We start from the raw sequence: 13,122 nt of genomic DNA on the forward strand, positions 1-13,122 counted from the left end.
GCTCGTCGGCCTCGTGCTGTTCGTCGCCGGGTCACTGGCCTGCGCGGCCGCCGGGAACCTGGCGCAGCTCGTGGCGTTCCGGATCGTGCAGGGGGTGGGCGCGGGCATCCTGGACCCGCTGGTCATGGTGATCCTGGCGCGCGGCGCGGGGCCCGCGCGGGCCGGACGGGTCATGGGGATCATGGGCGTGGTGCTGTCGCTCGGGCCGGTGATCGGGCCCGCCGCCGGCGGCCTGGTCCTGGACGGCCTCGGCTGGCGCTGGATGTTCCTGATCAACCTGCCGATCGGCGCGGTGGCGTTCCTCCTCGCGCTGCGCGTGGTCCCGCGCGACGAACCGGACGCCGACGCCCGGCGCCTCGACCTGCCCGGTCTCGTCCTGCTCGGCCCGGGGTTCGCGGCCGTCCTGCTCGGACTGTCGCGCGTCGCCGGGCCGGACCGCGCCGACGCCTGGGTCCCGTTCGCGGCCGGCGCCGTGCTGCTCGGGGGCTACGGCGTGCGCGCGCTGACCGTCCGGCGCACTCCTCCCCTGCTCGACCTGCGGCTCTTCACCCGCTCGGCGTTCAGCGCCAGCGTCGCCATCATGTCGCTGTCGGGCCTGGTGACCTTCGGAATGCTGTTCCTGCTGCCGCTCTACTACCAGCAGGCCCACGGGCACGGCGCGCGCGTCGCGGGCCTGCTGATCGCACCGGTCGGACTCGGCGCCTCGCTGGCCATGCCGTTCGCCGGACGGCTCTCCGACCGCGTGGGGTCGCGTGCGCCGGCCCGCTGCGGAGCGCTGCTCGCCGTCGCGGCCATCGTCCCCATGGCGTGGCTCGGCGCGCGGACGCCGGAGGTGTGGAGCGGGCTCGCGGCGTTCGCCGCCGGGATCGGCATGGGCCTCATGGCCGCGCCGACGATGGGCGCGCTCTACCGGACGCTGCCGCCCGAACTCGTGGCGCAGGGCAGTTCGGCGCTGTACATGCTGAACCAGCTCGGCGGGTCGCTCGGGATCGCCGCGGTCGCGGTCATCATGCAGCGGTCGGACGGCGCGGTCCCCGGCGTCCACCACGGCGTCTGGCTGCTCGCGGGCGGGTTGCTCGCCGCCGCCGCGATCACCGTCCTGCTTCCCGGACGGCCCGCGCCGCCATCCGCGAATCCGCGGGCCGAGCGCGCGACGGAGGCTCAGGTCTCCTGACCGTCCGCCCGGTGGCGAAACCCTGATGCCATGTGACGGCGGGCTGCTTGGAGGGGGTGCGGCCGGATGTGCTCACGGCCGCGCCCCGCCCAGGTAGGACGGCTGTGACGGCGGTCCTAGGCCGGGCCTAGGACTCATCGGATGAGTCGCGGCGCGCACTAAGCCTCTCCTAGGCCGTCCGAATAAGGCGTCATCCCCATGTGGACCCCGGGGTCTTAGGGCGAATCTATAGATGTCGGCAGGGACCTGCCGGCGAAGAAGAGGAGACCGAAGATGTTGCACCACTCGTTCACCCAGGGCATCGCCAACCAGCGCGTAGCGACGTGGCGCTCGGAGGCCAAGGCCAACAAGCGCGCGGCGAAGGCCAAGGAGAAGGCGCGTCAGCGGTGACCGCCGCGGCCAATCGGCCGGCGCCCCCTGAACAGGACGCCTGTACCGACGACAAGAGGCCCTCACCACCGTCCGGTGGCGAGGGCCTCTCCCTTTTCACACGGTCGCGGCGGCGAGCGGCTCACGCCCGCGGATCAGGTCCGCGGCGCGCTCCGCGATCGCGATCGTCGGCGCGTTGGTGTTCCCGCGCGGCACGGACGGCATGACCGACGCGTCCACCACCCGCAGTCCCTCGATCCCCCGCACGCGCAGTTCCGGATCGCACACCGACGACTCGTCCCCGCCCATCGCGCACGTGCTCGTCGGGTGGAACAGCGTCGCGACCTCGCGCCGGACGTACGCCTCGATGTCCTCATCCGACACGGCCTGCTCGCCGGGCGCGTACTCCCCCGCCACCAGCGACGCCAGCGGCCCCGTCGCGGCGATCTCGCGGGCCTGCCGGACGCCCGCGACCAGGATGTCCAGGTCCGCCTTGGCCGCCAGGTAGGCCGGGTCGATCAGCGGCTTGGCGTACGGCGACGCCGACCGCAGCGTGAGCGCGCCGCGGCTCTCGACCGCGACGGCCGTGGCGAACACCGACAGCAGCCGCTGCGACGACTCGACCAATCCCTGCTTCACGAACGGCGTGGGCAGCACGTGGTACTGCAGGTCGGGCGCGGGCAGGCCGTCCACGGTCCGCGCGAACCCGCCCGCCTCGGCCACGTTGGACGCGTAGGGCCCCCGCCCGAACGCCTGCCACTGCGCGAACTTCAGCGGGCTCGGCAGCTCGAACAACGCCTTCACGCGCGGCGTCGCGAACATGACGTTCACGAACGGGTGGTCCTGCAGCCCCTGGCCGACCGGCGCGTCCACGACCACGTCGATGTCGTGTTCCCGCAGGTGGTCGGCCGGGCCGATGCCGGACAGCATGAGCAGCTGCGGGCTGTTCACCGCCCCGCCGGACAGCAGCACCTCGCCCTCCGCGCGCACCGTGACCGTCTCGCCGCGCACCTCGTAGGTCACGCCGACGGCCCGGCCGTCCTCGATGACGAGCCGTGTGACCAGCGCGTCCGTCACGACGGTCAGGTTCGGACGCTCCAGGGCCGGACGCAGGTACCCGGCCGCCGTGGACCATCGCCGCCCCTGCTTGTGCGTCACCTGGTAGTAGCCGACACCGTCCGGCTCCGCGCCGTTGAAGTCGCGGTTCTCCGCCAGCCCGGCCGCCCGCGCCGACCTCACCCAGGCGTGCGACAGCGGGTGCGTGTACCGGCGGTCCTCCACGTGCAGCGGGCCGCCGACGCCGTGGAACTCCGACTCGCCGCGCGCCTGGTCCTCGGACCGCCGGAAGTAGGGCAGCAGGTCGGCGTAGCCCCAGCCGGCGCAGCCGTGGGAGTCGCGCCAGGTGTCGTAGTCGTACCGGTGCCCGCGGATGTAGATCATCGCGTTGGTGGACGACGAGCCGCCGAGCGTCCGGCCGCGCGGCCAGTACACGCCGCGCCCGTCCGCGTTCTCCTGCGGGACGGTCGTGTAGTCCCAGTCGTAGGGGCCCTTGATCAGCGACGCCACCGCCGCCGGGATGTGGATCTCCACGGCGTCGTCCGGCGGCCCGGCCTCCAGCAGCAGCACCCGGGTGCCCGGGTCCTCGCTCAGCCGGTGCGCGAGCACGCAGCCCGCGCTCCCGGCGCCAACGATGATGTGGTCGTACGTCACAGCCGCCTCCGCGCAAGGGGGTCAGAGCAGGCAAGGTAAGTGAGAACCTACAGAACCAGACTCGGTGCCCCGGTGGATAGGCTCGGCGGCATGGCGAAGAACAGGGAGACCCCCGTCGTGCTGTCGCGCATCTACACCCGGACGGGCGACGACGGCACCACCGCGCTCGGCGACATGTCCCGCACCAGCAAGACCGACCCGCGGCTGGCCGCCTACGCCGACGTGGACGAGGCGAACGCCGCGATCGGCGTCGCGATCACCATGGGCGGCCTGCGCGAGGACGTCGTCGCGGCGCTCACCCGCGTGCAGAACGACCTGTTCGACGTCGGCGCCGACCTCTGCGCGCCGGTCGTCTCCGACCCGGAGTACCCGCCGCTGCGCGTGGCCGCGTCCTACGTCGACGGCCTGGAGGCCGTCTGCGACGAGTTCAACGCCGACCTCGCGCCGCTGCGCAGCTTCATCCTCCCCGGCGGGACGCCCGGCGCGGCGCTGCTGCACGTCGCCCGCACCGTCACCCGCCGCGCCGAGCGCACCGCGTGGGCCGCGATCGAGGCGCACGGACCGGCCCCGCTGGACGAGTCGGGCCGTCCGGTGGAGGGCGCGGCCGAGAACGGCGTGAACCCGCTCACCGCCAAGTACCTCAACCGGCTGTCCGACCTGCTGTTCATCCTGTGCCGGGTGGCGAACGCCGAGCACGGCGACGTCCTGTGGAAGCCGGGCGGCGAGCGCTGACCCGACCGTACGCCGAGGTGGGGGTGGGGTTAACTCCACCCCCGGCCCTCCAGTTCGCCACCTCGCGCCCGGCCTCCCGCTCCGGGAGACTTGAGGGGTCCGCCCCTCCAGACGAAAGACGTGGCGAATGAGCCTGCCCGTGAAGTCCCTCACCGCGACCGCCGCGCTGCTGGCCGTCCTGCCGCTGTCGGCGTGCGGCGCGAGCATCAGCGGCGCCGACGTCCAGAAGGAGCAGCACACCTACTCGGTGCCGCGGGTGAAGGACCTCCAGATCGTCGGCCGGACCGGCAGTGTCGAGGTCGTCGGCGCGGACGTCACGGCCGTCAGCGTCACCGAGCGGCTGCGCTTCACCAAGAACGGCCGCCCGTCCGTCCGGCACCAGGTCGTGGACGGCAGGCTGGAGGCGTCCTACTCCTGCCCGAACTCCTTCTCCCTCACCGGGCACACGTGCGAGGTGGACTACCGCGTCACGGTCCCCCGGACGGTCGCCGCCGACCTGCGCACCGACACCGGCCACATCAAGGTGACCGGCGTCAACGCCCAGATCACCGCCCGGACCAACACCGGCAGCATCACCGGGACGGCCCTGCGGCCCCCCTCGTCCGCGCGGATCAGCGCCCGCGCCGACACCGGCAGCATCCGCCTCACCCTGGCGACCGCCCCCGCGGGGATCACCGCCAACGCCAACACGGGCCAGATCAGGATCGCGGTTCCGGGGAAGCAGCAGTACGCCGTGAACGTCGACACCAACACCGGCAGCAAGAAGGTCGACGTCCCCACGGCCCCGAACGCGTCCCACACCATCAAGGCCCACACCGACACCGGCGACGTCAGCCTCACCGCCGCCTGAGAACCCGAAAGCCCGGCCTCCGGCGCTCGGTGCGCGCCGGGGACCGGGCTTGAAAACCAGGGCCGCTCACGAAGGCAGGGACCTCCGGACCCGGGCTTCCGGTCCGCGTCCCCTCCACCCGGTGGCGGGGACGCGGAGCCGGAGTCCCGGTCAGGTCAGGTCAGCGGACGAGGTGACCGCCGCGGTACAGCGGGGCGGTCGGGAGCGGCTTGGCGTACGCGCGGCCCGTGCGGAGCGCCTCGCCGTTCACCGGCAGGGTGCTCTTGGCGAAGGTCTGCACGGCGAACGCGACGCCGTCGGCGTTGGTGTCGAGCAGGTTCCAGTTGATGTTGGTGAGGCGGTCGCACTTGGCGTGGTAGCAGGCGTCATACGGCTGGCCCGCCTTGCCGCCGAAGAGCTTGGCCTCCGCGGCCGTCTTGATGCCCTCGGCGCCGGTGTCGATGCCGCCGGCCGGGATGCCCGCCTCCAGGAAGGGCCCGTAGTCGGAGCGGCCGTTGAAGTCGCTCGGGACGGTCGGCAGCTTCCGCTTGGCGTAGTAGTCGTTCAGCGTCTTCTGGATCGCGGCCGAGCCGTGCGGGGCCGTCGGGTCCGAGCCGTTGTAGACGCCGCGCACGCCGTTCGGGGACGCGGTCATGTCGAAGTTCAGGTTGAGCGCGATCTTCGTCTTCTCGGCCGCGGACAGCGAGGCCACGTAGTGCTCGGAGCCGAGCAGGCCCTCCTCCTCCGCGCCCCACCAGGCGAAGCGGACCTTGTTGCGGATCCCCTTCTTGCCGAGCTTGGAGACCTTCTGGGCGATCGCCAGGATGGTCGAGGTGCCCGAGCCGTTGTCGTTGATGCCGGGGCCCGCCTCGACGCTGTCGAGGTGCGCGCCGACGACCACGACGTTGTCGGCGCGGCCGTACTTCGTCTCCGCGATCACGTTGTTCGCGGTGCGCTTCTCGTTCAGCGTGTCGGTCTTGACGTGCAGCTTGAGGCCGCCCGCGTTGGCGAGCTTCACCAGCTCGGAGCCGACCTTGTAGGTCGGGCCGATGACCGGGAGGGTGGCCGGGCCGCCGAGGGTGCCGCCGACCGGGCTGTCCGCGACGGTCGGCTTCTGGTAGATGACGACCGCGACCGCGCCGGCGGCCTGGGCGTTGGCGGCCTTCACCGCGAAGTCGCAGCCGCCGCGCTGGATCAGCGCGATCGCGCCCTTGGGGAAGGACGCGAAGTCGGCGGTCTGGCAGCCGGAGTCGCCGTCGGTGTTGGGGGCCGGGGTGTCCACCGCGGCGGCGGCGGCCGTCACGTCGCCCGAGCCGGAGTACTGGTAGGTGGAGAAGTCGGAGCCGACCTTGTAGTCGACCTTGCCCGGGGCGGTCTGGCCGAACACGGCCGGGGACTTCTCCTGGAAGTAGTCGAAGTCGAAGTTCTGGACGGTGGGCTTGTAGCCGGCCTTCTTCAGCTCGCTGACCACGTACTTGGTCGAGACGGTGAAGCCGGCCTGGCCCGCGGCCCGGTTGCCGCCGTTGTAGTCGGCGATCGTCTGCAGGTTCTTCAGGTGCCGCTTGATGTCCTTGGCGGTGACCAGCTTCGCGAGGTCGGGCGAGGCAGGGGCCGCGTTGGCGGACGGCACCACGAGACCGGTGGCGGCGAGGGCCGCCGCGGCGCCGATGGCGAACTTGCGCACTTGGACTCCCGAGGGGGGACGGACAGGGGTGCCAAGATCATGGTCATAACCGGGCAAGTGCGACAAGTGTGGCAACAATAATTTGACCGAGGTGAAATCTCCCTCGAAAACTTCTCCACTCGGGGAGGGTCGCGAACCCTCCACCCGGGGTCAGGAATCCCGCACCGGCGGATCCACCGGGGACCCCGGCGGCGCGGCCTCCAGCCACGCCAGGAAGCCGGTCAGCGCCGCGGCGCCCATCGCCAGCTCCAGCCGCCGCCCGCCGTCCCGGACCTCGATGATCGTCACGTCCGGGAGCAGCCCGGCCGCCTCCTCGCCCTGCGGGACGCGGCGTCCGGCGACGACGAGGCCCCGGCGGTGAATCACCTGCCGGGGCCTGCGCCTGAAACCGAACACACGGTGCCACTGGAGCACGTCGCCCTTGTACCGCCCGAAACCGAGCCGCCACGGACCGTCCGCGCCCGCCGAGCCTTTTCCGCCCGCAGCGCGGCCTTCGCCGTTCGGACCGCCTTCACCGCCCGCCGCGTCGCGCGCGCCGTCCGGGCCCGCCGGGCTCTCCGCGCGCAGCACGCGCAGCGAACACTCGACGGTCCCGCCCGCCCGCACGAACAGCCACCGCCGCAGCGTCAGCACGCCGAACACCAGCGCGACCAGCACGACGACGGCGGCGAGCACCGTGCCCGCGTCCAGAGCCAGGTGTCCGCCCAACGCCGTCGGCTAGGCTTCCGCGCCCGCCGCGCGCAGCCGGGCCCGGGCCCGGCGCTCGGCCGTACCGCCCTGGTCCGCCCCCGCCGCCGTGAGCGCCTCGTCCAGCGCCCGGCGGGCGTCGGCGACGTCCACCTCGGAGCCGAGCTCGGCCTGCTCCGCGAGGACCGACACCTCGTTGTCGGCGATCGAGAAGAACCCGCTGCCGACCATGGCGCTGACCCACTCGCCGCCGTCGGCCGGCTCGATCTTCACCACGCTGCCGTCCAGCAGGACGCCCAGCACCGGGGCGTGGCCCGGCATGATGCCGAGCTGGCCCTCGATGGTCTGGGCGACCACCATCTTGGCCTCGCCGGACCAGACCTCACGCTCCGGTGAGACCAGCCCGACCTTCAGGGTTGCCACGAATCATTCCTCCGAAAACTGGAGCGGACCGCCGGGCCGCGCCCCCGTGCGGAGGGCGCGGCCCGGCGGAGCGGACTACTTCTCCAGCTCCTTGGCCTTCTTCTCGACGTCCTCGATGCCGCCGCACATGAAGAACGCCTGCTCGGGGATGTGGTCGTACTTGCCCTCGCAGAGCGCCTTGAACGAGGCGATCGTCTCGTCCTTCGGCACGGTGACACCGGGCTGGCCGGTGAACTGCTCGGCCACGTACATCGGGTGCGACAGGAAGCGCTCGATGCGCCGCGCCCGCTGGACGGTGACCTTGTCCTCCTCGGACAGCTCGTCGATACCGAGGATCGCGATGATGTCCTGGAGTTCCTTGTACTTCTGCAGGATCCGGATGACCTCCTGCGCGACGGCGTAGTGCTCCGCGCCCAGGATCTGCGGGTCCATGATCCGGGAGGACGAGTCCAGCGGGTCCACCGCCGGGAAGATGCCCTTCTCGGAGATGCCGCGCGAGAGCACGGTCCGCGCGTCGAGGTGCGCGAACGTGGTGTGCGGCGCCGGGTCGGTGATGTCGTCCGCGGGGACGTAGATCGCCTGCATCGAGGTGATCGAGTGGCCGCGCGTCGAGGTGATGCGCTCCTGCAGCTCGCCCATCTCGTCCGCCAGCGTGGGCTGGTAGCCCACCGCGGACGGCATGCGGCCGAGCAGCGTGGAGACCTCGGAACCGGCCTGCGTGAAGCGGAAGATGTTGTCGATGAACAACATCACGTCCTGCTTCTGGACGTCCCGGAAGTACTCCGCCATCGTCAGACCCGACAGGGCGACGCGCATACGCGTGCCCGGCGGCTCGTCCATCTGGCCGAAGACCAGGGCGGTGTCCTTGAGGACGTCCGCCTCGTCCATCTCGACCCAGAGGTCGTTGCCCTCACGGGTGCGCTCACCCACGCCGGCGAACACCGAGGTGCCGCCGAAGTTGCGCGCGACGCGCCGGATCATCTCCTGGATGAGGACGGTCTTGCCCACACCCGCGCCGCCGAACAGGCCGATCTTGCCGCCCTTGACGTACGGGGACAGCAGGTCGATGACCTTGATGCCGGTCTCCAGCATCTCGGTGCGCGACTCGAGCTGGTCGAACGCCGGGGGCTTGCGGTGGATCTCCCACCGCTCGGTGACCTCCAGCGACGCGGTCGGGACGTCCAGGGTCTCCCCCAGCGCGTTCCACACGTGGCCCTTGGTGACGTCACCGACGGGCACCGAGATGGCCGCGCCGGTGTCCACCACGGCCGCGCCGCGGACCAGGCCGTCGGTCGGCTGCATCGAGACCGCGCGGACCATGTTGTCGCCGAGCTGCTGGGCGACCTCGAAGGTCAGCTTCTTGGTCTCGCCGCCGAGGGTGATCTCGGTGTGCAGCGCGTTGTTGATGCCCGGAATGGCGTCGGCGGGGAACTCCACGTCGACGACCGGGCCGATGACCCGGGCGACGCGGCCGGTGGCCGTCGTCGTCTCCTCTACCTGTGCGGTCACTCTCTCACTCCCCGCCAGAATCGGCGAGCGCGTCAGCGCCACCGACGATCTCGCTGATTTCCTGGGTGATCGCGGCCTGCCGCACCTGGTTCATCTGGCGCGTGTAGACCCCGATCAGTTCGTTGGCATTGTCGGTCGCCGACTTCATCGCGCGCCGCCGCGCCGCGTGCTCGGACGCGGCCGACTGCAGCATCATGTGGAAGATGCGGCTCTCGATGTAGTTCGGCAGCAGCAGGTCCAGCACGTCCGCGGCGGTCGGCTCGAACTCGTACGCCGGGGGCGTGCCGCCGTCGTCCGCCGTGGTGTCCTCGATCTCCAGCGGGATCAGCCGCCGGACCTGGACCGCCTGGGTCAGCATCGAGACGAACTCGGTGTAGACCACGTGGATCTCACCGACCCCGCCCTCGGCGTCGGTCTTCAGGAAGTCCGCCGCCAGCCGCCGGCCGATGCCCTCGGCGTCGGCGAACGACGGCCGGTCGCTGAACCCGGTCCACTGCGCGCCGAGCTCCCGGTTCCGGAACCGGTACCAGGTGACGCCCTTGTTGCCGACGACGTACGGGACCGGGCGCTTGCCCTCGGCCCGCAGCTTGGCGATCAGGGACTCGGCCTCGCGGATCACGTTGGCGTTGTAGCCGCCCGCGAAGCCGCGGTCGCTGGTGATGATCAGAACGGCCGTGCGCGCGTCCTCCGGCTGCTCGCTGAGCAGCGGGTGGTCGATCCCGACGTTGTGGCTGACCAGCGCGGTGAGGGCGCGGACGATCTGGTCGGCGTACGGCTTGGAGGCCGCCACCGCCGCCTGCGCCTTCACGATGCGCGACGTCGCGATCATCTCCTGGGCGCGCGTGATCTTCGCGGTGGACTTCACCGACCGGATCTGCTGCCGCAGTTGACGGATCTGGGCCATTGCGTCAGCCCTTCTTGACGCGCTTGATCGTCTCCTGCTCGACGGCCTCGTCCGCGATCGGCTCGGCGGACTCGTCGCCGAGCAGCCCGCCCGAGCTGGTCTCGAACCCCTTCTTGAACTCCGTGATGGCGTCCTTCAGGGTGGTGAGGCCGTCGTCGGAGAGCTGGCCCGTCTCGCGGATCGCGGTGAGCATGCCGCCGTGCTGGCGCTCCAGGTGGTCCAGGAAGTCGGCCTCGAACCGGCGGATGTCCTCCACCGGAACGTCGTCCAGCTCGCCGGACGTGCCCGCCCACACCGAGACGACCTGCTTCTCGACCGGGAACGGCGAGCCCTGCGGCTGCTTCAGCAGCTCGACCAGGCGGGCGCCGCGCTCCAGCTGGGCGCGGGAGGCCGCGTCCAGGTCGGACGCGAACGCCGCGAACGCCTCCAGGTCACGGAACTGGGAGAGCGCCAGGCGCAGCGTGCCGGCGACCTTCCGCATGCCCTTGATCTGGGCGGAGCCGCCGACTCGGGAGACCGAGATACCGACGTTCACCGCGGGCCGGACGCCCTGGTTGAACAGGTCGGTCTCCAGGAAGCACTGGCCGTCGGTGATGGAGATGACGTTGGTCGGGATGAACGCCGAGACGTCGTTGCCCTTGGTCTCGATGATCGGCAGACCGGTCATCGAGCCGCCGCCCAGGTCGTCCGACAGCTTCGCGCAGCGCTCGAGCAGACGCGAGTGCAGGTAGAAGACGTCACCCGGGTAGGCCTCGCGGCCCGGCGGACGGCGCAGCAGCAGGGACACGGCGCGGTACGCCTCGGCCTGCTTCGACAGGTCGTCGAACACGATCAGGACGTGCTTGCCCTGGTACATCCAGTGCTGGCCGATCGCGGAACCGGTGTACGGCGCGATGTACTTGTAACCGGCCGGCTCGGACGCCGGGGCGGCCACGATCGTGGTGTACTCCAGCGCGCCCGCTTCCTCGAGGGTGCGGCGCACGTTGGCGATCGTGGAGCCCTTCTGGCCGACGGCGACGTAGATGCAGCGGACCTGCTTGTTCTCGTCGCCCGACTCCCAGGCTTCCTTCTGGTTCAGGATGGTGTCGATGCAGACCGTGGTCTTGCCGGTCTGCCGGTCACCGATGATCAGCTGCCGCTGGCCGCGACCGATCGGGGTCATCGAGTCGATGGCCTTGATGCCGGTCTGCAGCGGCTCCTTGACCGACTGCCGCTGAACGACGGTCGGGGCCTGCAGCTCCAGCGCACGGCGCTCGGTCGCCTCGATCGGGCCCTTGCCGTCGATCGGGTTGCCCAGCGCGTCCACGACGCGGCCGAGGAAGCCGTCGCCCACCGGCGCGGAGAGAACCTCGCCGGTGCGGCGGACCTTCTGGCCCTCCTCGATCTTGCTGGAGTCACCCAGGACGATGGCGCCGATCTCACGGACGTCCAGGTTCAGAGCCAGTCCGCGCGTGCCGTCCTCGAACTCCAGGAGTTCGTTGGCCATCGCGGAGGGCAGGCCCTCGACGTGCGCGATGCCGTCGCCGGAATCGACGACGGTGCCGACCTCTTCGCGCGCGGCGGCCTCGGGCTCGTACGACTGGACGAAGCGCTCCAGCGCGTTCCGGATCTCATCCGGACGGATCGTCAGCTCCGCCATGATTCCTCTCTTGCTCCCTTGGGGCTCAGGTGGCTCGTCGGTGGCTCGTCGTGCGCGTGGTGCGTACGGAGCGGCGCGAGCCGTAGCTCGTCAGCTCGCGAGCCGCCGGCGGACGTCGTCCAGCCGTCCGGCGATCGTGCCGTCGATGATCTCGTCCCCGATCTGGACCGACAGGCCGCCGATCGCGCTCGGGTCGATTTCGATGTTGAGGTGTACTTGGTGGCCGTAGGCCGTGGCGAGCACGGCGGCGAGCCGGTCACGCTGGGCGGCCGAGAGCTCCACCGGAGTGCGCACCAGCGCGACCAGCCGCTGCCGCCGCTTGGCGACGAGGCGGCCGTACTCGGCCAGTCCGCTCTCCAGGCTACGTCCCCGCGGACGCAGCACGAGCTCGGTGACCAGCTCGAGCGTCGCGGCGGTGACCTTGTCGCCGATCAGCGCGTCGAGCAGGCCCGCCTTGCGCTCCGCCGGCAGCCCGGGCGACGACAGCGCCCCGCGCAGCGCGGGGTCGCCCTCCACCACCCGGGAGAACCGGAACAGCTCGTCCTCCAGGTCGTCGATGCGGCCGTCGGCCTCGGCGCGGGCGGCCTCGGCGGTGACCCCGAGGGTCTCCACCGCGTCCGACAGCTCCGAGGGCTTGGACCACTTCATCCGCACGACGTCGGCGACCAGCCCGAGAGCGGCCGGCGAGACCTTGCCCTCGAGCAGGACCTGCACGAGCTGCGCCTTGTCCGCGCCGTCCCGGGACGGGTCGGAGACCGCCCGCCGCAGGCCGTGCTCGCGGTCGAGCAGGTTCAGCACCGCGAACAGGTCCGCGCCGAGCCGGCTCAGGTCGGCGGACGGCACGACCGCCTCCAGCCGCTCCTGGGCCGTCGCCAGCGACGCCCTGCTCACCGCTCCCGTCATGGTCATGATGTGATCTGCTCCCGCGTGCTCGCGCGCCCCTCGAGCTCCTCGAGGAACCGGTCGACGACGCGGCTCTGCCGGGCGCTGTCCTCGAGGGACTCGCCGACGACCTTGCCGGCCAGCGCGATCGACAGGGTGCCGATCTCGGCGCGCAGCGACTGCAGCGCCTGCTGGCGGTCGGCCTCGATCTGGGCGTGCGCCGACTCGACGCTCCGCCGGGCGTCGGCCTGCGCCTGCTCGGTGATCTCGGCCTTGATGGCGGCGCCCTCCTCGCGAGCCTCCTCGCGAAGCCGGGCGGCCTCCTTGCGGGCCTCGGCGAGCTGGGCGCGGTACTGCTCCAGCGTCTCCTTGGCCTCGTCCTGCGCGGCCTCGGCGCGCTTGAGTCCGCCCTCGATCGCGTCGGTCCGCTCGGCGAGGGTCTTCTGGATCTGCGGAACCAGCTTCCAGCCGACCAGGAACAGCACGACGAGGAACGCGATCGTGCCGAAGATCAGCTCAGAGGCTTCCGGGACCAGAGGGTTTTCCGAAGCCAGAATCATCTAGTTCCCACCTTCCGATT

Annotated in this window: 12 protein-coding genes; 3 read left to right on the forward strand and 9 right to left on the reverse strand. The window is 71.4% G+C overall.

The window, feature by feature from the left end; translation table 11 throughout:
- Nucleotides 1-1,174 (forward strand): DHA2 family efflux MFS transporter permease subunit (locus AB0J52_RS02445; protein ID WP_500179765.1); only part of this gene is annotated, 1,174 nt, incomplete at its 5' end.
- 486 nt (nucleotides 1,175-1,660) lie between these two features.
- Here the strand turns inward: AB0J52_RS02445 and AB0J52_RS02450 are convergent.
- Complete coding sequence (locus tag AB0J52_RS02450; protein ID WP_500179766.1) at nucleotides 1,661-3,253, reverse strand: GMC family oxidoreductase; 1,593 nt, start codon at nucleotides 3,251-3,253, stop codon at nucleotides 1,661-1,663.
- Between the two features lie 90 nt (nucleotides 3,254-3,343).
- On the opposite strand from AB0J52_RS02450, the gene AB0J52_RS02455 reads away from it, so the two are divergent.
- On the forward strand, nucleotides 3,344-3,985 hold the full coding sequence (locus AB0J52_RS02455) for a cob(I)yrinic acid a,c-diamide adenosyltransferase (RefSeq protein WP_500179767.1): 642 nt from the start codon (nucleotides 3,344-3,346) through the stop codon (nucleotides 3,983-3,985).
- A 127-nt stretch (nucleotides 3,986-4,112) separates the two neighbouring features.
- Nucleotides 4,113-4,835 (forward strand): DUF4097 family beta strand repeat-containing protein, encoded by a 723-nt coding sequence (locus AB0J52_RS02460; protein WP_500179768.1) that lies wholly within the window; start codon nucleotides 4,113-4,115, stop codon nucleotides 4,833-4,835.
- A 160-nt stretch (nucleotides 4,836-4,995) separates the two neighbouring features.
- Here the strand turns inward: AB0J52_RS02460 and AB0J52_RS02465 are convergent, their stop codons facing one another.
- The 8 genes from AB0J52_RS02465 to AB0J52_RS02500 form a co-directional block, all read right to left on the reverse strand.
- Nucleotides 4,996-6,498, reverse strand: a complete 1,503-nt coding sequence (locus AB0J52_RS02465) for a M28 family peptidase (protein ID WP_500179769.1) — start codon at nucleotides 6,496-6,498, stop codon at nucleotides 4,996-4,998.
- 150 nt (nucleotides 6,499-6,648) lie between these two features.
- Nucleotides 6,649-7,206, reverse strand: coding sequence for a DUF2550 domain-containing protein (locus tag AB0J52_RS02470; RefSeq protein ID WP_500179770.1), 558 nt, complete (start codon nucleotides 7,204-7,206; stop codon nucleotides 6,649-6,651).
- Nucleotides 7,207-7,215: 9 nt separating this feature from the next.
- Complete coding sequence (locus AB0J52_RS02475; RefSeq protein ID WP_500179771.1) at nucleotides 7,216-7,608, reverse strand: F0F1 ATP synthase subunit epsilon; 393 nt, start codon at nucleotides 7,606-7,608, stop codon at nucleotides 7,216-7,218.
- 75 nt (nucleotides 7,609-7,683) lie between these two features.
- Nucleotides 7,684-9,117: a F0F1 ATP synthase subunit beta gene (gene atpD, locus AB0J52_RS02480; RefSeq protein WP_500179772.1), complete on the reverse strand. Its 1,434-nt coding sequence runs from the start codon at nucleotides 9,115-9,117 to the stop codon at nucleotides 7,684-7,686.
- 4 nt (nucleotides 9,118-9,121) lie between these two features.
- Nucleotides 9,122-10,021: a F0F1 ATP synthase subunit gamma gene (locus tag AB0J52_RS02485; protein ID WP_500179773.1), complete on the reverse strand. Its 900-nt coding sequence runs from the start codon at nucleotides 10,019-10,021 to the stop codon at nucleotides 9,122-9,124.
- Between the two features lie 4 nt (nucleotides 10,022-10,025).
- Entirely contained in the window at nucleotides 10,026-11,660 is a 1,635-nt protein-coding gene (atpA, locus tag AB0J52_RS02490; protein WP_500179774.1) for a F0F1 ATP synthase subunit alpha, read from the reverse strand.
- Nucleotides 11,661-11,750: 90 nt separating this feature from the next.
- A complete protein-coding gene (locus tag AB0J52_RS02495; RefSeq protein WP_500179775.1) occupies nucleotides 11,751-12,569 on the reverse strand; it encodes a F0F1 ATP synthase subunit delta in 819 nt (272 codons plus the stop codon).
- On the reverse strand, nucleotides 12,566-13,102 hold the full coding sequence (locus AB0J52_RS02500; RefSeq protein ID WP_500179776.1) for a F0F1 ATP synthase subunit B: 537 nt from the start codon (nucleotides 13,100-13,102) through the stop codon (nucleotides 12,566-12,568). Before AB0J52_RS02500 ends, AB0J52_RS02495 begins: the two co-directional genes overlap by 4 nt.
- Between the last annotated feature and the right edge of the window lie 20 nt (nucleotides 13,103-13,122).

Source organism: Spirillospora sp. NPDC049652 (assembly GCF_040675125.1).
GTDB lineage: Bacteria > Actinomycetota > Actinomycetes > Streptosporangiales > Streptosporangiaceae > Spirillospora.